Source organism: Pseudomonas sp. GB2N2, assembly GCF_054897705.1.
This window is the reverse complement of record NZ_CM142701.1, coordinates 4,470,030-4,493,706: the sequence shown is the minus strand read 5'-3', so window position 1 is coordinate 4,493,706 and position 23,677 is coordinate 4,470,030. Positions and strand designations below refer to the sequence as shown.

Annotated in this window: 23 protein-coding genes; 10 read left to right on the top strand and 13 right to left on the bottom strand. The window is 59.1% G+C overall.

Annotation, left to right across the window (positions count from 1 at the left end; genetic code table 11):
• Positions 1 to 80 precede the first annotated feature (80 nt).
• From gltP to ACYZT4_RS20755, 4 genes are all read right to left on the bottom strand, one after another.
• The gene (gene gltP / locus ACYZT4_RS20770) at positions 81 to 1,412 is read right to left on the bottom strand and encodes a glutamate/aspartate:proton symporter GltP (protein ID WP_461982739.1); all 1,332 of its coding nucleotides are present in this window, start codon (positions 1,410 to 1,412) and stop codon (positions 81 to 83) included.
• A 719-nt stretch (positions 1,413 to 2,131) separates the two neighbouring features.
• Positions 2,132 to 2,596 carry an inhibitor of vertebrate lysozyme family protein gene (locus tag ACYZT4_RS20765; protein WP_461982738.1) on the bottom strand — a complete coding sequence of 155 codons (465 nt, stop codon included), beginning with the start codon at positions 2,594 to 2,596 and terminating at the stop codon, positions 2,132 to 2,134.
• Positions 2,597 to 2,598: 2 nt separating this feature from the next.
• Positions 2,599 to 2,763, bottom strand: a complete 165-nt coding sequence (locus ACYZT4_RS20760) for a DUF1328 domain-containing protein (protein WP_003177151.1) — start codon at positions 2,761 to 2,763, stop codon at positions 2,599 to 2,601.
• A 105-nt stretch (positions 2,764 to 2,868) separates the two neighbouring features.
• Positions 2,869 to 3,156 carry a hypothetical protein gene (locus tag ACYZT4_RS20755; protein WP_461982737.1) on the bottom strand — a complete coding sequence of 96 codons (288 nt, stop codon included), beginning with the start codon at positions 3,154 to 3,156 and terminating at the stop codon, positions 2,869 to 2,871.
• Between the two features lie 444 nt (positions 3,157 to 3,600).
• Here ACYZT4_RS20755 and algB point away from each other — a divergent pair, with 444 nt between their 5' ends.
• Positions 3,601 to 4,947, top strand: coding sequence for a sigma-54-dependent response regulator transcription factor AlgB (gene algB, locus ACYZT4_RS20750; protein ID WP_461982736.1), 1,347 nt, complete (start codon positions 3,601 to 3,603; stop codon positions 4,945 to 4,947).
• A gap of 10 nt (positions 4,948 to 4,957) precedes the next feature.
• Positions 4,958 to 6,748, top strand: coding sequence for an ATP-binding protein (locus ACYZT4_RS20745; protein ID WP_461982735.1), 1,791 nt, complete (start codon positions 4,958 to 4,960; stop codon positions 6,746 to 6,748).
• Positions 6,749 to 6,756: 8 nt separating this feature from the next.
• Here the strand turns inward: ACYZT4_RS20745 and ACYZT4_RS20740 are convergent, their stop codons facing one another.
• The 7 genes from ACYZT4_RS20740 to ACYZT4_RS20710 form a co-directional block, all read right to left on the bottom strand.
• Positions 6,757 to 8,370 (bottom strand): EAL domain-containing protein, encoded by a 1,614-nt coding sequence (locus ACYZT4_RS20740; RefSeq protein ID WP_461982734.1) that lies wholly within the window; start codon positions 8,368 to 8,370, stop codon positions 6,757 to 6,759.
• 75 nt (positions 8,371 to 8,445) lie between these two features.
• Positions 8,446 to 9,228 carry an N-acetylmuramoyl-L-alanine amidase gene (locus ACYZT4_RS20735; protein WP_461982733.1) on the bottom strand — a complete coding sequence of 261 codons (783 nt, stop codon included), beginning with the start codon at positions 9,226 to 9,228 and terminating at the stop codon, positions 8,446 to 8,448.
• 98 nt (positions 9,229 to 9,326) lie between these two features.
• Positions 9,327 to 11,360, bottom strand: coding sequence for a GGDEF domain-containing protein (locus tag ACYZT4_RS20730; RefSeq protein WP_461982732.1), 2,034 nt, complete (start codon positions 11,358 to 11,360; stop codon positions 9,327 to 9,329).
• Positions 11,357 to 12,235, bottom strand: coding sequence for an endonuclease/exonuclease/phosphatase family protein (locus tag ACYZT4_RS20725; RefSeq protein WP_461982731.1), 879 nt, complete (start codon positions 12,233 to 12,235; stop codon positions 11,357 to 11,359). The genes ACYZT4_RS20730 and ACYZT4_RS20725 overlap by 4 nt, the downstream gene beginning before the upstream one ends.
• Before the next feature lie 14 nt (positions 12,236 to 12,249).
• Positions 12,250 to 12,891: a thiol:disulfide interchange protein DsbA/DsbL gene (locus ACYZT4_RS20720; protein WP_461982730.1), complete on the bottom strand. Its 642-nt coding sequence runs from the start codon at positions 12,889 to 12,891 to the stop codon at positions 12,250 to 12,252.
• A gap of 199 nt (positions 12,892 to 13,090) precedes the next feature.
• Positions 13,091 to 13,702: a c-type cytochrome gene (locus tag ACYZT4_RS20715; protein ID WP_461982729.1), complete on the bottom strand. Its 612-nt coding sequence runs from the start codon at positions 13,700 to 13,702 to the stop codon at positions 13,091 to 13,093.
• Between the two features lie 46 nt (positions 13,703 to 13,748).
• Positions 13,749 to 14,039, bottom strand: a complete 291-nt coding sequence (locus ACYZT4_RS20710) for a c-type cytochrome (protein ID WP_461982728.1) — start codon at positions 14,037 to 14,039, stop codon at positions 13,749 to 13,751.
• A 191-nt stretch (positions 14,040 to 14,230) separates the two neighbouring features.
• Here ACYZT4_RS20710 and yihA point away from each other — a divergent pair, with 191 nt between their 5' ends.
• Positions 14,231 to 14,875: a ribosome biogenesis GTP-binding protein YihA/YsxC gene (yihA, locus tag ACYZT4_RS20705; RefSeq protein ID WP_461982727.1), complete on the top strand. Its 645-nt coding sequence runs from the start codon at positions 14,231 to 14,233 to the stop codon at positions 14,873 to 14,875.
• 348 nt (positions 14,876 to 15,223) lie between these two features.
• On the opposite strand, the gene polA is transcribed toward yihA, so the two are convergent.
• Positions 15,224 to 17,992, bottom strand: a complete 2,769-nt coding sequence (gene polA, locus ACYZT4_RS20700; protein ID WP_461982726.1) for a DNA polymerase I — start codon at positions 17,990 to 17,992, stop codon at positions 15,224 to 15,226.
• Between the two features lie 74 nt (positions 17,993 to 18,066).
• Here polA and ACYZT4_RS20695 point away from each other — a divergent pair, with 74 nt between their 5' ends.
• The gene (locus tag ACYZT4_RS20695) at positions 18,067 to 18,357 is read left to right on the top strand and encodes a DUF2782 domain-containing protein (protein ID WP_461982725.1); all 291 of its coding nucleotides are present in this window, start codon (positions 18,067 to 18,069) and stop codon (positions 18,355 to 18,357) included.
• 58 nt (positions 18,358 to 18,415) lie between these two features.
• A complete protein-coding gene (locus tag ACYZT4_RS20690; protein WP_461982724.1) occupies positions 18,416 to 19,366 on the top strand; it encodes a homoserine kinase in 951 nt (316 codons plus the stop codon).
• A gap of 80 nt (positions 19,367 to 19,446) precedes the next feature.
• Here ACYZT4_RS20690 and ACYZT4_RS20685 read toward each other — a convergent pair whose 3' ends face one another.
• Positions 19,447 to 20,367, bottom strand: coding sequence for a zinc ABC transporter substrate-binding protein (locus tag ACYZT4_RS20685; protein ID WP_461982723.1), 921 nt, complete (start codon positions 20,365 to 20,367; stop codon positions 19,447 to 19,449).
• A gap of 66 nt (positions 20,368 to 20,433) precedes the next feature.
• Here ACYZT4_RS20685 and zur point away from each other — a divergent pair, with 66 nt between their 5' ends.
• The 5 genes from zur to ACYZT4_RS20660 all read left to right on the top strand — a co-directional run bounded on the left by zur (position 20,434) and on the right by ACYZT4_RS20660 (position 23,647).
• Positions 20,434 to 20,916 carry a zinc uptake transcriptional repressor Zur gene (gene zur / locus ACYZT4_RS20680; RefSeq protein WP_461982722.1) on the top strand — a complete coding sequence of 161 codons (483 nt, stop codon included), beginning with the start codon at positions 20,434 to 20,436 and terminating at the stop codon, positions 20,914 to 20,916.
• Positions 20,916 to 21,701: a zinc ABC transporter ATP-binding protein ZnuC gene (gene znuC, locus ACYZT4_RS20675; RefSeq protein WP_461982721.1), complete on the top strand. Its 786-nt coding sequence runs from the start codon at positions 20,916 to 20,918 to the stop codon at positions 21,699 to 21,701. Before zur ends, znuC begins: the two co-directional genes overlap by 1 nt.
• Positions 21,694 to 22,482, top strand: coding sequence for a zinc ABC transporter permease subunit ZnuB (gene znuB / locus ACYZT4_RS20670; RefSeq protein ID WP_461982720.1), 789 nt, complete (start codon positions 21,694 to 21,696; stop codon positions 22,480 to 22,482). Before znuC ends, znuB begins: the two co-directional genes overlap by 8 nt.
• Before the next feature lie 37 nt (positions 22,483 to 22,519).
• Positions 22,520 to 23,236 carry a PA5502 family lipoprotein gene (locus ACYZT4_RS20665; RefSeq protein WP_461982718.1) on the top strand — a complete coding sequence of 239 codons (717 nt, stop codon included), beginning with the start codon at positions 22,520 to 22,522 and terminating at the stop codon, positions 23,234 to 23,236.
• 114 nt (positions 23,237 to 23,350) lie between these two features.
• Positions 23,351 to 23,647: a transposase gene (locus ACYZT4_RS20660; RefSeq protein ID WP_461981154.1), complete on the top strand. Its 297-nt coding sequence runs from the start codon at positions 23,351 to 23,353 to the stop codon at positions 23,645 to 23,647.
• Positions 23,648 to 23,677 lie beyond the last annotated feature (30 nt).

Sequence of the window (23,677 nt, the reverse complement as noted above, 5' to 3'; positions counted from 1 at the left end):
GGATTTCTCCGGGGTTCATTTGTGAGCTATACGCGATTCCCTGTGGGAGCGGGCTTGCCCACTCCCACAGGGGTTATGGGTTAGTTGGCGGAAATTTCGCCAGCCGGCAGCTTCTCTTTGCTGCGCCAGTGCGGCAGCGAGTTCCAGTAGCGCTGGCCCTTCGCGTCGTCGTACATGCCTTCCCAACGGGAGATGACCAAAACGGCCAGGGCGTTGCCGATCACGTTCAGCGCAGTACGCGCCATGTCCATGATGCGGTCGACACCGGCGATGAACGCCAGGCCTTCCAGCGGAATACCCACGCTGCCCAGAGTGGCCAGCAACACCACGAAGGACACGCCCGGCACGCCAGCGATGCCTTTGGAGGTGACCATCAAGGTCAGCACCAACAGCAACTGCTGGCTGATCGACAGGTCGATGCCATACAGCTGGGCAATGAAGATCGCCGCGATGCTCTGGTAAAGAGTCGAACCATCAAGATTGAACGAGTAACCCGTCGGCACCACAAAGCTGCAGATGGCTTTCGGTGCGCCGTAGGCTTCCATCTTCTCGATCACGCGCGGCAGCACGGTTTCGGAGGAGGCGGTGGAGTAGGCCAGCACCAGCTCATCCTTGAAGATGCGCATCAGCTTGATCACTGAGAAGCCGAACAGGCGAGCGATCAGGCCCAGCACCACGAAGGCAAAGAAAATGATCGCGACGTAAACCAGGATCACCAGTTTGGCCAGCGGCAGCAGCGACGCAAAGCCAAAGTTGGCCACGGTGACCGCAATCAGTGCGAAAACGCCGATCGGCGCGTAGTTCATGATCATGTGAGTGACCTTGAACATGCTTTCCGAGACGCCCTGGAACAGGGTGACCAGCGGATCGCGCAACTCAGCCTTGAGGCTCGACAGACCGAGGCCGAACAGCACCGAGAAGAAGATGATCGGCAGCATCTCGCCGCGAGCGATAGCCGCGAAGATATTCGAGGGGATCAGGTTGAGGATGGTTTCGATGAACGCGTGTTCATGCTGAACCTCGGCGGCCGTGGCCTGGTACTTGGAAATGTCCACCGTACCCAGGGTGCTCATGTCGATGCCGGCGCCTGGATGGAACACGTTGGCGAGGACCAGCCCGACGACGATGGCGATCGTGGTGACGACCTCGAAGTAGAGGATGGTTTTCAGGCCAATGCTGCCAAGTTTTTTTGCATCACCGACGCCAGCAATACCGACGATCAGCGACGAGATCACGATAGGGATCACGATCATCTTGATCAGACGGATAAAGATATCGCCTGCTGGTTGCAGGACGTTGCTGATCCACCAGGCCTTTTCGGCGCTGAAATGGTTGAGCAGCGCACCGATTGCAATCCCCAATACCAGACCGATGAGGATCTGCCAGGCGAGGCTAAGCTTTGCCTTCTTCATATCTTTACCCTTACTTGCGTTTGACTCGGGCAGAGGCTGGAACCGGTCCGCTTGTGGCGGAAAAGCCCTGAACATCTGCCCCCGTATAAGGAGCCCCGGAGCAGTATCTATGGCTCTCTGGCAGGCGAAAAAAGGCGCAACTATTCCGATGCAAGGAAGCGACGTCTAATGCCGTAAACGCCTACCCTATGCCGAATCAGCATGAGGTTTTTTTGCTGAAACCGACGTCGCGAACAGTTCGGATACGACATTTCGGCAGACATACGTGCCGTGAACCGGCCATTTGCAGGTGGGTCGTACGTTTTTTGATCAGTTGCAGGGGAGGGTGATTCGGGGTAAAAACGCCATCGATCAGCGAGAAATCGCTGTAAAAACAAAGGCTTTTTTCTCGATGTACGGTCGCCCAAGAAACACCGGGAAAAGAATTTTCCGGTGATCATTCGTACGAATGGGAATTAGAGCAACAAATCCGAGTGGATTGCTCACTTTCAACGAGTGTGAATTGAAGCTCTTCGCAAGTCCGTCGAACGCCATTGGATCGGCGAACTCGCGTCGCAGCTTTTTACTTGCCTGACCCGGCCCTTGCGCAGGTACTCCCTGTACCCGTAGGTCACTCCGCCCCTGAAACAGGCAGAACGTCCCGACCCCTTGGTCATGCGTCTACCTTCATCGGGTAGCGCATTGGAGAGAAGCAATGCTGCTTCTTTCGTATGACAGATTCAGTACCAGTTCGGATCTTTCTTCAGTTGTTCCATCAACAGACCCTGCATGCCTTGGTCTGGCTTGCCGAGGAAGCGGTAGTCGGCATGTCGCGTGGGCGACTTGTCGGCCGGCAATCCTGCAGGCACTTCGACCAGCATGGCGTACGCGTCCTTCTTATTGAAGCTGACGGCGACGATCAAGCGTTTGTTGAGGCACGTGTCATGCGATTCGCACAGCGGACCCACCAGGTACTTGTCGCCATCTTCTTCCACTGCATTCATTTGCTCGGCATCGCCGGACAGGTTCATCACCCATTCCGGCAAGCGTTCTTCCTTCTTGACCACGCCCTGCCAAGTGTCATGAAACTGCGGGTCAGTGCTTAACAACTCGTTGACCCGCGCCTGGCCGTCATTGGCCGCCATCACGATGGCACTGCCGCCCAGAAGCAAGGCGGCTGCCAGCGTCTTGAGTGAAACGCTCATCTTCAACCTCGACCGCGACGGCCGAAGAAGAACGAAGCAATGAACATCACCAGGAACACGACAAAGAGAATCTTGGCGATACCCGTGGCGGTGCCCGCGATACCACCGAAGCCCAGTACTGCGGCAATGATGGCAATGATCAAGAATGTGATTGCCCAGCTCAACATGGTGATTCTCCTTACGCTTCTATTTAGAGGTAGTGTTAGAGGTAGTGCTAGTGATGCTGCTTCCCGGCGCATCGAACGCGCCAAGTTCGGTGTTCAGTCCATTAATCAAAACACCCAACGTTCCTGACGGGGTATCTCATCCACAGGCCGGGCCTGGTCGACGTCCATCATTCGCATTGGCGCGCTGTCAGCGGAGGTGCTGCTGACGGCACTGAAGTGTGTCTGGGTCGGATGCTGAATTGACAGGTGTGACGCTTCCGGCTGCTGCCCTTGCTCCCAGCGCTGAAACTGCTGGCCGCCAATCAAGGTGATCAAAAGCGCCAAGACAGCAAACAGACACTGTTGGATATGCAGCGGCGAGATTCGCAATTGGGCGGCACGTTGGCGACTCATCCTGAAGCTCCTCCCACAGTGTGGTGATCTTGATTGGTGGGCGACTGACTGATTGCTCGATTGCCCCTGTTGCTCAAACTATTGCAGCCTGCATGCCAGTTTTTTTAATTGAAAAATACCATTTAAAACAATGAGTTATACCAATGTAGAAATTCATGTCGGACGCATCCTGCACGATGACCCCATTGGAGTCGTGCGTAATGCACGATAAATTTGTAGGAGCTTTCAGAATTTTTGAATTGCGAGGAGGGCGCAGATGTCTGAAAGGGAGTCGGGTGTAGGTCAGAAAACTGTCAAACCGATAAAAATCAACCAAATCAGGTGATTAGCCATAGTGTGAGTAGATAACTACCCAGATGTGCGCGGAATCGACCAGAATCAACCATGCAACTTGCCCGATATTTCCGGGACTAACCAAGATCATTCTTTCAGGAGCGTAGGAAAATGGAATCAGCCACCGAGAATCAAGGCCGCATTCTGCTGGTGGACGACGAGTCCGCCATCCTGCGAACGTTCCGTTATTGCCTCGAAGACGAGGGTTACAGCGTCGCCACGGCCAACAGCGCGGCGCAGGCGGATGCATTGTTGCAACGCCAGGTGTTTGACCTGTGTTTCCTGGATTTGCGTCTCGGCGAAGACAATGGCCTGGATGTGTTGGCGCAAATGCGCATTCAGGCGCCGTGGATGCGCGTGGTCATCGTCACCGCGCATTCGGCCGTAGACACCGCGGTGGACGCGATTCAGGCCGGCGCCGCGGATTATCTGGTCAAACCTTGCAGTCCCGACCAATTGCGCCTGGCCACCGCCAAGCAATTGGAAGTGCGGCAATTGTCTGCACGACTGGAGGCACTGGAAGGCGAAATTCGCAAACCCAAGGACGGCCTGGATTCCCACAGCCCGGCGATGAAAGTGGTGCTGGAAACTGCCCGGCAAGTAGCCGGCACCGATGCCAACATTCTGATACTCGGCGAATCCGGCACCGGTAAAGGCGAGCTGTCACAAGCGATTCACGGCTGGAGCAAGCGCGCGAAAAAATCCTGCGTCACTATTAACTGCCCGTCGCTGACCGCAGAGTTGATGGAAAGCGAGCTCTTCGGCCACAGCCGTGGCGCATTCACCGGCGCCAGCGAGAGCACCCTCGGTCGAGTCAATCAGGCCGATGGCGGAACACTGTTTCTCGACGAGATCGGCGACTTTCCACTGACGTTGCAACCGAAGTTGCTACGTTTCATTCAAGACAAAGAATATGAGCGTGTCGGCGATCCGGTCACGCGCCGCGCCGATGTGCGCATTCTCGCCGCGACCAACCTCAATCTTGAAGACATGGTTCGCGAAGGTCGTTTCCGCGAAGACCTGCTTTACCGCCTGAACGTCATCACCTTGCACTTGCCGCCATTGCGCGAACGCCGCGAGGACATTCTCAACCTCGCAGACCGCTTCCTGGCTCGCTTCGTCAAGGAATACGCACGTCCAGCACGAGGCTTCAGCGATGAGGCACGTGAGGCGTTGCTCAGCTACCGCTGGCCCGGGAACATCCGTGAACTGCGCAACGTGGTGGAGCGGGCGAGCATTATCTGTCCGCAGGAGCGCGTCGAGATCAGCCATTTGGGCATGGCCGAAACGCCGGTCAACAATGCGCCACGCATCGGCGCTGCGTTAAGCCTGGACGAACTGGAGAAGGCCCACATCGGCGCGGTGCTGGCTACTGCCGACACTCTGGATCAGGCCGCCAAGACCTTGGGCATCGACGCTTCTACGCTGTACCGCAAACGCAAGCAATACAACCTGTGAGTCATGCCCGATGAAACTGGCGATGAAGTTGCGCACTCGGCTCTTCCTCAGTATTTCCGCACTGATCACCGTTGCGCTGCTTGGGCTGTTGCTCGGGTTGGTCAGCGTGATCCAGATGGCTGGAAAACAGGAGGCGCTGGTCCGCGATAACTTTGTCACCCTGGACATCGGTCTTAAACTGCGCCAGACCCTGGGCGATCAACTGATTCTGATGCTCAGCGACAAACCCGACCCGTCGGCGTTTGAAGCGTCGAAGCAGCGTTATTTTCAGCTGCTGGATGAAGGAATTGCCCATGACCAGGAGGGCGAGGGACACGCGTATGGCTTCTTGCAGGCCAAGAACGATTACCTGGGCTTTCTTCAGGCATTGGACCTGTCGAGCGATTCGTCTCACGTCCTGACGGGCAACGAGAAACTCACTGAAAAATTCAACGCGGTGCGTAACGGGCTGATCACCGAGCACAAGCGCGCGCTGGACAATATCAGTGAAACGCAACGCCAGGCTCGGGATCGGGCATTGCTGATTGCCGGGCTGCTCGGGCTGGTCGGGTTGGCGGTGTTGATCATCGGTTTCGTCACGGCCCACGGGATTGCCAGACGGTTCGGCGCGCCAATTGAAGCGCTGGCGCATGCCGCCGACAACATTGGCCAAGGCAATTTCGAGGTGATCCTGCCGATCTCCTCGGCGGTGGAAATGAATCAGCTGACTCAGCGTTTCGGGATCATGGCGGAAGCGCTGCGTGAGCATCAGGCTACCAACGTCGACGAGTTGCTCGCCGGCCAGCAGCGGTTGCAGGCGGTGCTGGACGGCATCGACGACGGTTTATTGATAATTGGTCGAGACGGCCATCTCGAACACCTCAACCCGGTAGCGCAACGCCAGTTGGGCTGGGACAGCGACCGTCTCGGCCAAGGGCTGGGCTCGGCGCTCGAACGTCCCGAGCTGGATCAGCAGCTGCAACTGGTATTGCGCGGCGGCACGCTGGAGCGGGCTCCGGAAGATTTGAATATCGAGGTCGATGGCGAGTCGCGGCTCCTCACCTACAGCCTGACGCCGGTCAGCCATACCCAGGGCCATATCCTCGGCGCCGTGATGGTGCTGCATGACGTCACCGAGCAGCGCGCGTTCGAGCGCGTGCGCAGCGAATTTGTCCTGCGTGCCTCCCATGAGCTGCGCACGCCGGTAACCGGGATGCATATGGCCTTCGGTCTGTTCCGTGAGCGCGCGCATTTCCCGGCGGATTCACGAGAAGCCGATCTACTCGATACCGTGAATGAAGAAATGCAGCGCTTGATGCAATTGATCAACGACCTGCTGAATTTCTCGCGCTACCAGAATGGATTGCAGAAACTGACGCTGGCGCCGTGTTCCATCGAGGCATTGCTGGAGCAAGCCCGTTTACGGTTTGCTGATTTGGCACGAGAGCAGAGCATCGATCTTGTGGTGGAAGTGCAGGGTCCTTTGCCATGGCTGCAGGCCGATCAACCGCAGCTGGACCGCGTGCTCGATAACCTGATCGACAACGCGTTGCGTCACACCGGCGCTGAGGGCCAGATTCGCTTGCAGGCTCGGCGCCACGGCGAGCGGGTGATCATCAGCGTCGAGGACAACGGTGAAGGCATCGCCTACGGTCAGCAGGGGCGGATCTTCGAGCCTTTTGTGCAGGTCGGGCGCAAAAAGGGTGGCGCGGGGCTTGGCCTGGCGTTGTGCAAAGAAATCGTGCAATTGCACGGTGGCCGGATGGGCGTCTATTCGCGGCCGGGGCAGGGCACTCAGTTCTACATGGCGCTGGCGGTTTAACCCGCGTCCTACGCCTCATCATCCAGGCGCCGACCAGCCAGGCGTCGGCCCCGGGTGATCAGTTCAATGAACTGCACAGCGCTCAACGCACGGGCGAACAGCCAGCCCTGACCGTACTTGACCCCTTCACTGCTGAGAAACGCCGCTTGGGCTTCGTGTTCAATGCCTTCGGCGATGACACGCAGATGCAGTGACTGGGCCATGTGAATGATGTGCGGCGCCACGCCACTGCTGGCGGCGTCATGCCCGAGCGCATCGATAAACGCCTTGTCGATTTTCAGGCAATCCACCGGCAGGGTTTGCAAGTAGGCGAGGCTGCAATAGCCAGTGCCGAAGTCATCGATCAACACCTGATGCCCGACGTCGCGCAGGGCCTGCAGGTTTTCCCGCGCCACCACCACATCAATCAAACCGCGTTCAGTCACTTCAAAGGCAATCTGTTTGGCAGCGACCCGGTGCAGGATCAACAACCGCGCCATCACCTGGCCGATCCGCGGCACCATTACGTCGCAGGCGGCCAGGTTGACCGAAATGTACAACTGCGGATTGGCCCTCAACAGTTGCCCAAGCTGCTCAAGCAAACGTTGCAGGACGAAGTCGGTCATCTGGCGGATCTGGCCAGTGTTTTCCGCCATCGGAATGAACAGGTCGGGGCTGGTCAGGGTGCCGTCCGGCCGGCGCCAGCGCAGCAATGCTTCCGCCCCGACGCAGTTGCGGCTGTCGAGGTCGAAGATCGGTTGATACAACACCTGCAACTCCCCCCGGCGTATCGCCCCGGCCAATTCGGCATCCAGTGACTGGCGCTGCCGCACCAGCAGAAACACCATGAAGCCCACCGTTATGCCCAGCGCCAGACTGCCCGGTACCAGCCACCACAGGGCGGCGGGCACATTGACCGCGGTGCGCGGGGTGATCAGCACCAGTTGGTATTCAGGGCTATTGGTCGGCATGCGATAGATCAGGTGAGTCTGGGTGACTTGCAAGGCGTCGTTGCTTTTCGGTGGCCAGGGCTCGGTCGGCGGCCAGACTTGTGCCAGGCCCAGCACTGGAATAGCGCGGGTGCCCTTGTCGAGTATCACCAGCAGACTACTCCCCGGTGACAGGTCGACCATGTCGGTCAAATGCCCGCGAGAGGTCGCGACCCGGAAATTGCCGCGGCCGAGCATCAGCGCGGCACGGTTTTCGTCGGGTTCGGTGGTGGTGTTCAGCCAGTAGCTGTAGATGGGTTCTTTAATGTCCGGTGCCCGTGCCAGCGACAAGCCTTCCTGACGCGGACGGTTGGAGCAGATCTTTAAATCATCCATATACGCGGCTTCGTAAACGAAGCGGTAATTGAAGGTCACCTGCTGCAACGTGGCGATCATTTCCTTGTCGCAGGTTCGCAGCGGTTGGGCCTCCAGATCATCAAGGCTTTCGCGCAGTTGCCCGAACAGCTGCTCCAGGCGCATGAGAAAGCGCTCACCTTGCGCGTTCATCTCAAGACTTTCGTTCTGCTCTACCTGATGCAATGCCACAAACAGGCTAAGCGCCAATAGCAATGCACTGCTCAGGGCAGCAGCCAGCATCGCCAAAAACCATGGGCGATAGAACCAGCTACGAAGCGTCTCTCGAGCAGCAGGCATATGGCAATATCCGAAGAATTACCAATGAGTTATAGCTGCTGACAGGAAAAACGCCCGTACCGTCGGGCGGCGTCATTATTTTGTCTGATTCAATACCTGAAGCAGCGCCGCGGTTTCCGCGTCCGGCATTCCATCGAAGCGCGACGGCCGGAAGTGCATCTGGAAGGCTGCGATCACATGATGCGTCGCGACATCGAGTTCACCGGTTTGCGGCGTGGCGTAACCGAGGCGAGCCAACTGTCCTTGAAACCAGCTGATGCTCGGCAATTCTGCGGCGAACTGCGCCTGTTGGCGTGCAACAGTTTGCTCATTCGGCCAGACGCCAAGGCCTTCGGCAGCCAGGCGTTTCCAAGGGAACAGCGGGCCCGGATCAAGCTTGCGCAGCGGGGCAATGTCGCTATGGCCGATGATGCTGTGGGGATTGATGGCGTAACGTTTGCTGATGTCCTTGAGCAGGACGATCAGAGATTGGATCTGCGCCTCGCTGTAGGGATACCAACGACGACCGCCATCCGGGGTGCTCGTGTATCCCCGATTGACGATCTCGATGCCGATGGAGCTGGAGTTCAGCCATGTCCGGCCTTGCCACTCACTTTCTCCGGCGTGCCAGGCCCGCAGGTTTTCATCCATCAGCTTATAGATCGTGGCGTTGGTATCGTCGCCGATCAGGTAATGGCTGCTGACTTCGCCGTGGGTCAGCAACTGCAGCGAACGCTCCAGCGATGCGGAGGTGTAATGCACCACCACGAACTGAATTCGGCTGTCGTGATTGACGGACGGATGGCTGGTGTCGATCCGCGGGCCAGTGGCACAGCCGGCCAACAGAATCAGCGACACGATGAGAGCTAGATATTTCATGGCAGATAACAGTACGCGCAAGACAGTAATGCAACAGTGTAACGTACTGCCTCGCGCGACGACGGCTGACGAGTCCATTTAAATGGAACAATTGGCTCTCAACCCAGCTCCACCCGATTTCGCCCGGCATTTTTGGCGCGATATAGCGCCTGATCGGCTCTTTTAAGCACCAGATCGCCGTGTTCGCCCGGTCTAAACGCTGTTAATCCCATAGAAACGGTTATGGTCACCGGTTCACCCTTGAAGTGGAACGGGCAGGCTTCAATGGACGCGCGCAGGTTTTCCAGCAGTTTTGCTCCGACCGCCGGTACTGTGCCTGGCATCAACAACACGAACTCTTCACCGCCAAACCGCGCAATGAAATCGGTCCCGCGGATGCGCTTGCGCAGCACGCTGGCGACGATTTTCAGGACTTTGTCCCCGGCGAGGTGGCCGTAGTTGTCGTTGATGAGTTTGAAGTGGTCGAGGTCGAGCATGGCCAGCATCAGCGTGTTGCCGTGTTGCTGCCACTCGCTGATCTCATGATCGAGCCGCTCGCTCCAGGCCGCCCGGTTGGGCAGCCCGGTCAGCGGATCGATCAAGGCTTTCTGGCGCTGTTCTTCGAGATGCTCGCGGTAACCTTGAGCTTCCTGCTCCATGTGCGCGACGCGTTCGGCCAGACCTTTGAGGCGCGCCGCCACTTCTTGTTCACGCTCATCGCGCTGCTGCTGGTGTTTATCCATGGTGCCGAGCAGGCCTTCGAGATGGTTCTCCAGCACGTGCTTGAGATCGTCGAGGTCCGCCGCCTCTTGCATGCTGCTCTGCAAACCGTCTACCTGCTCGCGGATCTGTGTGTCCATTGCGCGCGCGGCAGAGCGGTTGTCTGCATGGCCATCGCTGGCGGCTTGCAAGTTGCTCTGAAAGGACTCCAGTCGCTCGTTCAGTTGCTGAAGATAAGCTTCGAATTCATGTTGGCCGCTGTCGTTAATCGCCAGCATCAAGGTGGCCAGATCGTCGAGAATCGGTAGCAATTCGTACCAGTTCAAGCCGTTTTGCAGGCGATCGCGCATAGCCTCGGCTTGTGGACGATGACGCTCGGGCAGCGACAGGTCATCCAGCAAGCCCAGCAGCGTGTCTTCAATGTGCTTGGCGACAGAGCTGTAGGACGGTTCCGGCGAATCCGGCAGGGCATAGAGAATGTCATGCTCGGATTGTTCGGGATCGATGGCGGCGAATGCCTGGACCATGGCCGAGGGCAGGGGCAGGCGGTCGAGGAATATTGTCGGGGTCAGCTCATCCGGATTGCTTGACGGGGTGACGGCAGGTGCGTGCTGCTCTGCTGGCTGGACGCCCGGCGGGAGCGGCACTTCCAGCGCGGGCGCTTGCTGAGGAACATGGATCGGCGGGACAAATGCCACGACTACTGCGGGTGCTTGCGAGGCCGTTGGGGTTTCGATCACCCGAGGCGCTGGCTCGGCAGGGTGGTCGGCTGCAGGTGCCGTGGCCGAATCTTCGGTAACGGGCGCGGGATCGACGGTCCCCCTTGGCAGTTCGACAGGTACCGTAGCAACGTCTACGACAGGCTGCGCGGCGGTCACTGGCGCGTCGGGGTGCGTCGTTTCATCGGCCCCATGGCCGCCAAACAAGCGCTGCAACAAACCCGGGCGCCCGGGCTCTGCCGGGTTCTCCAGCTGGCTCAGGGCTTTGCCTTGCAGCCCGCTCAATTCGCTGAGCAGCAATGGCATCTCACGCGCCTGGCTGACGCGACCATCGAGGGTTTTGGCGAAATTCTTCAGTGGCCGGCTGACTTCCCTGGGCAGCGGCAATTTCTGCAGTTGCGCCACCAGCGCGGTCAACGCGGCACTGGTCTGATTGACCCGGGTTTCGCGGCGCTGCTCGGAGTCGAGCACGGCTTTTTCCAGTCGCGGAAGCAGCGCCGCCAGGCCCGCGTCCATCTCATCGGTGCGTATGACGTCGCGCATTTCTTTCATGCACTGGTCAACGGCGCGGTCAGTGCCCTCGGCGGCCAGCGTGCTGCGCACCAGCCCGCGCCGCAGCAGGTCGAGCCGGGCGTCCCAGCGACGTTCGAGCTTTTCCTGTTGTTCGATGCCCTTGAGGTATTTCTCTTTCCAACGCTGTGTTTCGTCGCTCATTCATGGCTTCCGCGATGGGCAGGACTCAACGCGGGCAATGCATCAGCCGTGAGCGAACCCGGCAGACGAATCTCTACCGCGACCGGCAGGTGATCAGAAATGGGCTGGGCCAGCACTTCGACCTTTTCCAGCGTCAAGGTCGGGCTCAGCAGGATGTGGTCCAGGCAGCGCTGCGGGCGCCAACTCGGGAAGGTGGCTTCCAGTTGAGGCGCCAACAGGCCAAGGTCGCGCAACGGCGAGTTTTGCAGCAAGTCACTGGCGTGGGTGTTCATGTCACCCATCAGCACTTGATGCTTGTAACCGCCGATCAAGTCACGGATGTACGCCAGTTGCAGGCTCCGGGTGCGGGCACCCAGCGCCAGATGCATCATGACCACCACCAGCGCTTCCGGACCCTCGCCGAAACGCACCAGAATTGCACCGCGACCCTTGGGCCCCGGTAGTGGATGATCTTCAATCGCCCACGGCCGCAGGCGGCTGAGCACGCCATTGCTGTGCTGGCCAAGCCGACCGAGATTGCGATTGAGTTGTTGATACCAGTACGGGAAGGCGCCGAGTTGGGCCAGGTGTTCGACTTGATTGACGTAGCCGGATCTCAGGCTGCCGCCATCAGCTTCCTGCAGGGCGACCAGATCGAAGTCGCCCAGCAGATTGCCGATCTTTTGCAGATTGTCAGCCCGCCCGGTGTGCGGCAGCAGGTGCTGCCAGCCACGAGTCAGGTAGTGCCGGTACCGCTCGGTACTGATGCCAACCTGGATGTTGAAGCTGAGCAAGCGCAGACGGCTGTCTGCGGGCAAGCCCGTCGACTCCAGATGGTGCTCGTTGACCCGCGGAGCATGCAGGCCAACGATGCGTTCGGTACCCCAGCGGCGCATGGCGGGCCCCGCGCTTAGTTGGCAGCAGCCTTGTTAGCCGCTCGCTCTTGATCAACCAGTTTGTCGGCCAGTTGCAAGGCTTGCTCGGCACCGCCGGCGGAACCCACGTCAAAGCGATACTTGCCGTTGACGATCATGGTTGGAACGCCGGAGATTTCATATTTCTTCGCCAGTTCGCGAGCTTGAACGATCTTGCCTTTGATAGCGAAGGAGTCGAAAGTCGCCAGGAACTTGTCCTTGTCTACGCCCTGAGTTGCCAGGAAGTCGGCCATCTCATTCTTGTCGACAAGCTTCTTGTGCTCTTTCTGGATCGCATTGAACACTGCCGCGTGAACCTTGCTCTCGACGCCCATGGCTTCCAGGGTCAGGAACATCTGGCCGTGTGCATCCCACGGGCCACCGAACATGGCGGGGATACGCACGAAATTCACGTCCGAAGGCAGCTTCTCGACCCAAGGATTGATCACCGGCTCGAACGCGTAGCAATGCGGGCAGCCATACCAGAACAATTCCACGACTTCGATCTTGCCAGGCACTGCGACCGGAACCGGATTGCTCAGTTCGACATACGGGGCGGCGGGTGCTTCGGCGGCTTGGGCAGTCATGCCGAACAGGCTGGCAGCGACGAGAGCGGCGCTGATGATCAGATTACGCATGCTTTACTCCTGGACAATTTGGGTCGCCTCGCGCGACCTGTTTTCAGACAGGTCCTGGCGGGCTTGAGTTCGGTAGTGTAACGGCAGCGGCCACAAAAAAGGGCAGCCGTAGCCACCCTTTTTATACTTGCTGCGACAGATTAATAGAGCGTTAACGTTGCAGGAGATGTACGTCCTGCGCGGCGCCCGATTCGCCGTCTTAGTGCAGGCCTTGAATGTAGCTGGACACGGCAGCGATATCTTCGTCGCTCAGTCGCTTGGCAATGGTCTGCATGGTTTTGGTGTCGCCGTCGTTGGTGCGGCCGCCTTCTTCCTTGCGGAAGTCAGTCAACTGTTTAGCAACGTACTGGGCGTGCTGGCCGCCCAGGTGCGGGAAGCCGGCAGCGGCGTTGCCTGCGCCATTTGGCGAGTGGCAACCGGTGCAGGCTGGCAGGCCCTTGGCCAAATCACCACCGCGGAACAGTGATTCACCGCGAGCCACGACTTTCGGGTCGGCGGCGCCAACGCTGCCTTTCTGGGTGGAGAAGTAGGCGGCGATATCGGCCAGGTCCTGATCGCTCAGGTTGGTCAGCAGGCCGGTCATTTCCAGCACCGTGCGTTTGCCGGACTTGATGTCGTGCAACTGCTTGTTCAGATAACGCTCGCCCTGACCTGCCAGTTTCGGAAAGTTAGGCGCCATGCTGTTGCCATCCGGGCCATGACAGGCGCCACATACTGCGGCTTTCGCCTGACCAGCAGTTGCATCACCTGCAGCATGGGCTATGCCGGAGATCCCCACGGTCAACAGCAGACTCACGATCAATTTGTTCATCAGCTAATCCAACTACGGCTAAGGGTTAAAGAGTTATGGACCGGGATCACTCGCTCATCCAGTGGATGATGGCCTGGTAATCCTCGGCACTGCAGTCCATGCACAAACCACGCGGCGGCATCGCCTTGAAACCCTGGGTCACGTGTTGCACCAGCGTCTCCATACCTTTCGCCAACCTCGGCGTCCAGGCTGCCGGATCGCCCTTTTGGGGCGCCGTGGGTAGCTGGCCGGAATGACAGGCACCACAAACACGGTTGTACACAGCTTCCGGATCCTGTGTAGCCTGAGCGCCGTAAAGCGGAATCAAGACACCGGCAGCTAGCAGCCATTTCGTCATAAAACGACCTTTTCAGGGTTGAGAGCGTTCTGCGTTCTAATGCGCATTCAAGGTCAATCGCTCTCGTGAACTTCATCCTACGCTGGGACAAAGCGCACACAAAATCTGCGGCATTATATACTGGCGCTACTGAAACGGAAACGACACCGCTTGCCGCGTCCATTCCCGGCGCCGCCCACATCGGAAATCTCATGCAACTCAAGAACCCCATCCTCGGCCTGTGCCAACAGTCCACCTTCATGCTCAGCGCTGCCAAAGTCGATCAATGTCCCGATGACGAAGGCTTTGAAGTGGCCTTCGCCGGGCGTTCCAACGCCGGTAAATCCAGCGCGTTGAACACCTTGACGCATGCCAGCCTGGCGCGGACCTCGAAAACCCCGGGTCGCACGCAACTCTTGAACTTCTTCAAGCTAGACGATGATCGCCGTCTGGTCGACCTGCCGGGTTACGGTTACGCAAAAGTACCCATCCCGTTGAAGCTGCACTGGCAGCGTCACCTGGAAGCATATCTGGGTGGCCGCGAGAGTCTGAAGGGGCTGATCCTGATGATGGACATCCGCCATCCGATGACCGATTTCGACCTGTTGATGCTCGATTGGGCCGTCGCCAGTGGCATGCCGATGCACATTTTGCTGACCAAAGCAGACAAGCTGACGTACGGCGCGGCAAAAAACGTGCTGCTCAAGGTTCAGTCGGATATTCGTAAAGGCTGGGGCGATGCGATCAGCATCCAGCTGTTTTCAGCGCCCAAACGCCTCGGGCTGGAAGACGCCTACACTGTATTGGCAGGCTGGATGGAATTGGCTGACAAGGGCGCGGAACCTGTCGAGCAGTAAATCGCAGGCAAAAAAAACCCCGGACTTCTTATGGGGAGGGGGAAGTTCCGGGGTCCAAGTTCCGGACCGTTAGGGCGGGGTCCAGATATCTGCCAACACTTAACACAACATAGGAGCTGAACGGCTTCACCAGCCATTCAGTTACTCTGAGTCGCAGTTCACAGGTTTAGTTCCAGGGCTTCAAAAACCATTTGAAATAAGCCGGATCGCTATCAGAACCAAGCGCGTCACTGTGCCGCAGTGCCTCCCCGTGTAGGAGCGAGCCTGCTCGCGATGGTCGATAACGATAACGCTGGGTTTCTGGGCGACCACGGCGTTCTCAAGTCCATCGCGAGCAGGAGACTGGGATTAGTGCGCCTCATCCCAGTTATTTCCGACACCAACCTCGACCAGAAGTGGCACGTCCAGCTTCACGGCGTCGCTCATGTGCGCGCGAATTTCGTCGCGAACCTGATCGACCAAATCCTCACGCACCTCAAGCACCAATTCGTCGTGCACCTGCAGGATGACTTTGGCGTCGAGGCCCGATGAAGTCAGCCAGTCATCCACCGCCACCATGGCTTTCTTGATGATGTCCGCCGCAGTGCCTTGCATCGGGGCGTTGATCGCCGTGCGCTCGGCACCTTTGCGCAGCGCCGGGTTTTTCGCGTTGATCTCCGGCAGGTACAGACGGCGGCCGAAGATGGTCTCGACAAAACCTTGCTCTGCCGCCTGGGTGCGGGTGCGTTCCATGTACTCGAGCACACCGGGGTAACGGGCGAAATAGCGGTCGATGTAGGCCTGCGACTGTTTGCGATCGACACCGATCTGCTTGGCCAGCCCGAATGCGCTCATGCCGTAGATCAAACCGAAGTTGATCGCCTTGGCGCTACGACGCTGATCCGTGGTGACCTGCTCCAACTCAACGCCGAACACCTCGGCAGCGGTGGCTTTGTGCACGTCCAGGTCATTGCGGAAGGCGTGCAGCAGGCCTTCATCCTTGGCCAGGTGCGCCATGATCCGCAATTCGATCTGCGAGTAGTCCGCGGCCAGTAGTTTGTAGCCTGTTGGCGCGACGAACGCCTGACGGATCCGCCGACCTTCCGCGGTGCGGATCGGAATGTTCTGCAGGTTCGGATCGATGGAGGACAAGCGTCCGGTGGCGGCGACAGCTTGCTGATAATTGGTATGGATGCGGCCTGTACGCGTGTTGATCTGCTCGGGCAACCGATCGGTATAGGTGCTTTTGAGTTTGCTCAGCGAGCGGTACTGCATCAGCACTTTGGGCAGCGGGTAGTCCTGTTCGGCCAGCTCGGCCAATACTGCTTCGGCCGTGGAAGCCTGGCCCTTGGCGGTTTTGCTAAGTACCGGCAAACCGAGCTTTTCGTACAGGATCACGCCCAGTTGCTTCGGCGAGCCGAGGTTGAATTCCTCGCCGGCAATGGCAAACGCCTCACGCTCCAGGGCGACCAGTTTCTCGCCCAACTCCACGCTCTGGATGCCCAGCAGTTTCGCGTCGACGAATGCACCTTGGCGTTCGATCCGGGCCAGTACCGGCATCAGCGGCATCTCGAGGTCGGTGAGCACTTTGCCCAGGCTTGGTATCGCCGCCAGTTTTTCTTGCAAGGCCAGGTGTAGACGGAAAGTTACGTCAGCCTCTTCCGCCGCATAAGGGCCGGCCAGTTCCAGGGAGATTTGATCGAAAGTGAGTTGTTTGACGCCCTTGCCGGCAATTTCCTGGATGTCGGTTTTGCTTTGGCCGAGGTATTTCAGCGCAAGGCTGCCCATGTCGTGGCGGGTCGCAGTCGAGTCGAGCACGTAGGACTCAAGCATGGTGTCGTACGCAATGCCCTGGACATTAATCCCATGGCTCTGATCACCACCAATGGCGCAATTGGCCAGGATATTGGTTTCGAACTTGGCGTTCTGGCCAACTTTCAGCTTGTTCGGGTTTTCCAGTAACGGCTTCAATGCCAGCAACACGGTGTCGCGATCCAGCTGTTCTGGCACGCCCATGTAGGAATGGGTCAGCGGAATGTAGGCCGCTTCGTTAACGGCGACGGAAAACGAAAGACCCACTAGCTGCGCGTGCTGAGCGTCGGCGCCGTTGGTTTCCGTAACGAAGGCAATCAGCGGCGCCTTGTCGAGTTTATCCAGCCAGGCGTCGAAGCGCGGACGGTCTAGGATGGTTTCGTACTTAACAGCGACAGCGTCAGGTTGCTCTTCTACGACCTCGACAATCTCCTGGCCGGAACGCTTGGCGTCGCGCTGGTTGTCGTCGAACCAGCTCTTGAATTCCAGCAGGGTATAGAGCTCGGCCAGTTTGTCGTGATCCGGCTGGCCCATTTGCAGGTCGTCGAGGCCGATGTCCAGCGGAACATCGATCTTGATCGTCGCCAGTTTGTAGGAGAGGAACGCCATCTCCCTGTGCTCTTCGAGCTTGGCCGGCAGGGTTTTCGCCCCGCGAATCGGCAGGGTCGGGACGATGTCGAGTTGCGCATACAGTTCGGTCAGGCCGCCGTTGACACCCACCAGCAGGCCGGAAGCGGTTTTGGGACCAATGCCCGGAACGCCTGGGATGTTGTCGGAAGAGTCGCCCATCAGCGCCAGATAATCGATGATCTGCTCGGGAGCGACGCCGAATTTCTCCTTCACGCCCTCTACGTCCAGTGCGCTACCGGTCATGGTGTTGACCAAGGTAATGTGGCCGTCAACCAGTTGCGCCATGTCCTTGTCGCCGGTGGAGATCACCACCGGACGGTCAGCGGCGGCGCTGCTGCGGGCCAGCGTGCCGATCACGTCATCGGCTTCGACACCTTCGACGCACAGCAGCGGGAAGCCGAGGGCTTTTACGCTCTGGTGCAGCGGCTCGATCTGCACGCGCATGTCGTCGGGCATGCTCGGACGGTTGGCCTTGTATTCGGCGTACATGTCATCGCGAAAAGTCCCACCCTTGGCGTCGAACACCACGGCGAACGGACTGTCCGGGTACTGCTTGCGCAGACTCTTGAGCATGTTCAGCACGCCTTTGACCGCCCCGGTCGGCAGACCTCTGGACGTGGTCAGCGGTGGCAGGGCATGAAAGGCGCGGTACAGGTAAGAAGAACCGTCCACCAGGACGAGGGGGGCTTGGCTCATGAGCAGGATCAACCTTTTCGGCGGGTCCGGCGCTAGAATAGCGGGACCGTTGACGACAAAGGGACAAGGTTATCATGCGCACACTAAATCGCCTGTTGCTGGCTGGCTTGTTTGCAACCGTTCCACTGGCCGTGATGGCGGCGGACGATGCGCCGACGCCGGAACCCGAGGTCACGATTCGCACGGAAGGGGACAAGGTCATTCAAGAATACCGGCAAAACGGTTTCCTGTACGCGATCAAGGTCACGCCGAAGGGCATGCCACCGTATTTCCTGGTGCGTGCGGACGGTACGGATGCAAACTTCATCCGCTCGGATCAGCCGGATATGCTGATTCCGTCGTGGAAGATTTTTGAATGGAAGTAGTTTCTTAATTTCAATCGGCGCTGGCTCGAGCAGCGGCGCCCGTACTGGCAGTTAAAACATGTCTGTGTTCACCCCGCTGGCTCGGCCCGAGCTGGAAACCTTTCTCGCCCCATACGGGCTCGGCCGCCTGCTGGATTTCCAGGGAATTGCCGCCGGTAGCGAAAACACCAATTTCTTTATCAGCCTGGAGCAGGGCGAATTTGTTCTGACCCTGGTCGAGCGCGGTCCGGTCCAGGAGATGCCGTTCTTCATCGAACTCCTGGACGTGCTGCATGAAGCCGATCTGCCGGTGCCGTATGCCTTGCGCACCACCGACGGCCTCGCCTTGCGCGAGTTGGCGGGCAAGCCTGCGCTGCTGCAACCACGTCTGGCTGGCAAGCACATCAAGGTCGCCAACGCGCAACATTGCGCTCAGGTCGGTGAATTGCTCGGGCATCTGCACCTGGCGACCCAGGCCAACATGATCAAGCGCAAAACCGATCGCGGTCTGGACTGGATGCTGGAGGAGGGCACGCAGCTGCTGTCGCACCTTAATGCCGAACAGAGCGATCTGCTACAGCGAGCACTGGACGAAATCACGCAACAGAAAGAGAAAATTCTGGCGTTGCCGCGGGCGAATATCCACGCCGACCTGTTTCGCGATAACGCGATGTTTGAAGGCACGCACCTGACCGGGCTGATCGACTTCTACAACGCGTGCTCGGGGCCGATGCTCTATGACGTGGCGATTGCGTTGAATGACTGGTGTTCGGACGACGCGGGCTTGATCGACGGGCAGCGTGCGCGGGCGTTGCTGGGGGCTTATGCGGGGTTGCGGCCGTTCACGGCGGCCGAAGCGGAGTTGTGGCCGACCATGCTGCGCGTGGCGTGCGTGCGGTTCTGGTTGTCGCGATTGATTGCCGCGGAGTCTTTCGCCGGGCAGGACGTGTTGATTCACGATCCAATGGAGTTTCAGCTGCGGTTGGCGCAGCGGCAGAAGGTCAGTACACCGTTGCCGTTCGCCCTTTAAAGTCAAAAGATCGCAGCCTTCGGCAGCTCCTACTTAGATCGGCGTAGGAGCTGTCGAAGGCTGCGATCTTTTTTGTGGGGTTACAACGACTCCAGACACCCCGCCAAATCACTCCCCAACTTCTCCAGCACCTGCTCATACCCCTGAGCCGTCGCTGGCGTGTACCCGCCCAGCGCATCCAGTTCCGCCAATTTCACCGGCAGCCCGGCCACCAGGGTTTCCGCCAGACGCGGGCGCAACGGCGGTTCGCTGAACACGCACGTCTTGCCGACTTCCTGCAACCGCGTGCGCATTGCCGCGACGTGCTGGGCGCCAGGCTGCACTTCGGCGGCGACGCTGAACACGCCGGCGTGCTTGAGGCCGTAGGCGTCTTCGAAGTAGTCGAACGCTTCATGGAACACAAAGTACGGTTTGCCCGCGATGCCCGCCAGACGTGATTTCAGGCGCAGGTCCAGCGCGTCGAGACGCTCGTCGAATGCCTTGAGATTGCTCTGGTAGCGCGCCGCGTTGGCGGGATCGGCAGCGCTCAAGTCAGCGGCCATTTTCGCCGCGATCACCCGAGCGTTGACCGGCGACAACCACAAATGCGAGTCCAGGCTGCCCGGACGGTGATCGTGATCATGTTCGTCGGCGTCTTCGGCGTGAGACTGGCTGTCCTCGGCGAAACGACGCAATGTCAGCCCTGGCAGATCCTGCAAGGCGACGCTTGGCAGCGTCCGACCGTCCAGCACGCGAGGCAGAAAACCTTCCATGTCCGGCCCGATCCAGTACAGCAGATCAACCGATTGCACCTTCCGTACGTCGGACGGGCGCAGAGCGTAGTTATGCGGCGAGGCGCCCGGTGGCAGCAACACTTCCGGAATCGCTACGCCATCCTGCACCGCAGCGGCAATCAGCTGCAGCGGCTTGATGCTCGTCAGGACCCGGACTTCGGCCTGAGCAGAACCCATCAACGCAAAACTGGCGACAAATGCGACAAAGATAGAAAAAAGTCGGGACACGATGACCACTCAAAGAGGCGAGAACGGGTAACATAATAACGTCTCTCACAAAAATCGTCGCCGCTCATGCCTAAAACACCGATTGCCAGCCGTCCCCACGACCACTCCCATTGCGTGCATAGCGCTTTGACTGAGGCCGATACTTTGTGCGCACGTCAAGGTTTGCGCCTGACCGCCTTGCGTCGGCGGGTGCTGGAACTGGTGTGGCAAAGCCATAAACCGTTGGGCGCCTACGACATTCTTGCGGTACTCAGCGAGCAGGACGGCCGCCGCGCAGCGCCGCCGACCGTGTATCGCGCGCTGGATTTCCTCCTGGAAAACGGCCTGGTACACCGCATCTCCTCGCTGAACGCGTTTGTCGGCTGCAATCACCCGGAGCACGCGCACCAGGGTCAGTTCCTGATTTGCCGCGAATGCCATGCCGCCATCGAACTCGAACAGAAATCCATCAGCGACGCGATTGTCTACAGCGCCAAGGACGTCGGGTTCGTTGTCGAAGGCCAGACCGTTGAAGTGGTCGGCCTCTGTTCGGGTTGCCAGGGGGCTTGATGAGCAATGCGTTGATCCGCCTCGAGCAGGTTGCCGTCACGTTTGCCGGGCAAAACGTGCTGGATAACATTGAGTTGAGCGTCGAGCCGGGCCAGATCGTCACCCTGATCGGCCCCAACGGTGCGGGTAAAACCACCCTCGTGCGCGCGGTGCTCGGTTTGTTGAAGCCGGACAGTGGCAGCGTGTGGCGCAGGCCGAAACTGCGGGTCGGTTACATGCCGCAAAAACTTCACGTCGATCCGACGTTGCCATTGTCAGTGCTGCGTTTCTTGCGACTGGTGCCAGGTGTGGACCGTGCTCGCGCCTTAGCGGCACTCAAGGAAGTCGGCGCCGAACAAGTGATCGACAGCCCGGTGCAGACTGTTTCCGGTGGTGAAATGCAGCGCGTTTTGTTGGCTCGGGCCCTGTTGCGCGAGCCCGAATTGCTGGTGCTCGACGAACCGGTGCAAGGCGTCGATGTCGCGGGCCAGGCCGAGCTCTACAGCCTGATCACCCGTCTGCGCGACCGCCACGGTTGCGGCGTGTTGATGGTGTCCCACGATTTGCATCTGGTCATGAGCACTACCGACCAGGTGGTCTGCCTCAACCGGCACGTCTGCTGTTCCGGCCATCCTGAGCAAGTCAGCGGCGATCCCGCTTTCGTCGAACTATTCGGAAAGAACGCACAAAGCCTGGCGATTTATCACCACCATCACGACCACGTCCATGATCTGCATGGCTCGGTGGTGACCGCGTCCTCGACCGCGCAACCCCACGTCCACGGAGATGGCTGCAAGCATGGCTGAATTTCTGCTCTACGCCCTGCTTGCAGGTCTCGCATTGGCGCTGGTAGCGGGCCCGTTGGGTTCGTTCGTGGTCTGGCGGCGCATGGCCTATTTCGGCGACACCCTTTCTCACGCAGCCTTGCTCGGCGTGGCCCTGGGCTTCCTGCTGGATGTCAGCCCGACCGTGGCAGTCACCGTTGGCTGCCTGCTGTTGGCGGTATTGCTGGTGACGTTACAACAGCGTCAGCCGCTGGCGTCCGACACGCTTCTGGGAATTCTCGCACCGAGCACGCTCTCTCTGGGCCTGGTCGTACTAAGCTTCATGCACGAAGTGCGGATCGACCTGATGGCCTATCTGTTCGGCGACTTGCTGGCGATCAGTCCGACCGATCTGGCGTGGATTCTCGGCGGCAGTGCGGCCGTTCTGGCCTTGTTGATAACGCTGTGGCGGCCATTGCTGGCGATCACGGTGCATGAAGAGCTGGCCACGGTGGAGGGTTTGCCCGTGCCGGCTTTGCGGCTGACTTTGATGTTGCTGATCGCGGTGGTGATCGCCGTGGCGATGAAAATCGTCGGTGTGTTGCTGATTACGTCACTGCTGATCATCCCCGCGGCTGCGGCACAACGTCACGCCCGGTCACCGGAGCAGATGGCACTGGGCGCGAGCCTGCTGGGCATGCTCGCGGTGTGTGGCGGGCTGGCGTTGTCGTGGTTCAAGGACACCCCGGCAGGCCCCTCAATTGTTGTGACAGCCGCCGCAGTGTTTCTGCTGAGTTTTGTCCTGCCCCGTCGAGGGGTGTAGACTTGCTCGTTTTTTGCGCAAATAGAGAGTCGCAGGAATGAAGCCGTTCGCCTCCCGTTATCTGCTCCTTGTCGCATTTTCGCTGCTACTGGGCGCATGTCAAAGCTCGCCGCCGGCGGTCACCGAGGCTACCAATGCGCGGGCTGCGGCCATCGCACAGCTCGAACAAAGCCTGGCCAGCAGCGAGCTGGCCACTGCTGAAGACCAGTTGGCTGCCTTGCAAACCGCATCGCCCAACGATCAATCCCTTGTGCAGTACCAGCGGCAACTCGCCGAAGCCTATCTGCAACGCAGCCAGATCGTGCTGCAAAAAGGTGATGTGAATGCCGCGGCGACAGCACTGAGCCGCGCCCGGGCGCTGATGCCCAAGGCACCGGCGCTGACTGGCGGGGTCAACAACGCCATCGTCAATGCGCGCAAGGCTGAGCTGGACAGAGCCGAAGCGGCGCTGATGGCGGCTGAAGCCAAGCCTCAGGCGAAAGTGATTGATCCGACGGCTGAAAGCACCACGGTGGCGCTGAACCTCACCGATATGGCCAAACTACGTCGGCAGTTGGATGCGATCGCCGCTGATGTGGTGAATTATCAGTGTGACGTGAGCATTCAGGCGCCGCGCACGCAGGATTACCCGTGGTTGGCGACACTGCTGACCAAGCGCGTGAAGAAGCTGGACACGGATTTTGACCTGAAGCTGGAAAAGCAGATTCTGCGCAATATCCCGGCCCAGATGGTCTTGAGCCCGCGTAAGCCCTAAAAGCATCGCGAGCAGGCTCACTCCTACAGATCCGATGCGATTCTGTAGGAGCGAGGCTGTTGTGGCTCAATGTTTTTGGACCATGATGTAGGAGCATCGATCTAAGGAAGCATCATGGGATATCGCATTGTAAATATCGGGGAAAAAGCGGAGGCCATTCGCTTGGTTGTGGAGATGAATTGCTCCATACCTGAAGCCTGCAAGCTAACGGGAGTTGGACCTACAGCTCTACGCCGATGGGTTCTGCTCTGGCGTCGGGAGCATGCGGGGATTTCACAACCCTCTCGGCCACAGGACCAGGAACTGATCGAGTCGCTACAGGCAAAATTGGCGCTGGTCGAAGCCGAGAACCAAGTATTAAAAAAGCAATTGCCCTCTCATCTGAAGGTTCTGTTCAGTCGAACCAAGTGATTGACGGCGCTAGAGGGGAAGTGTCGATTA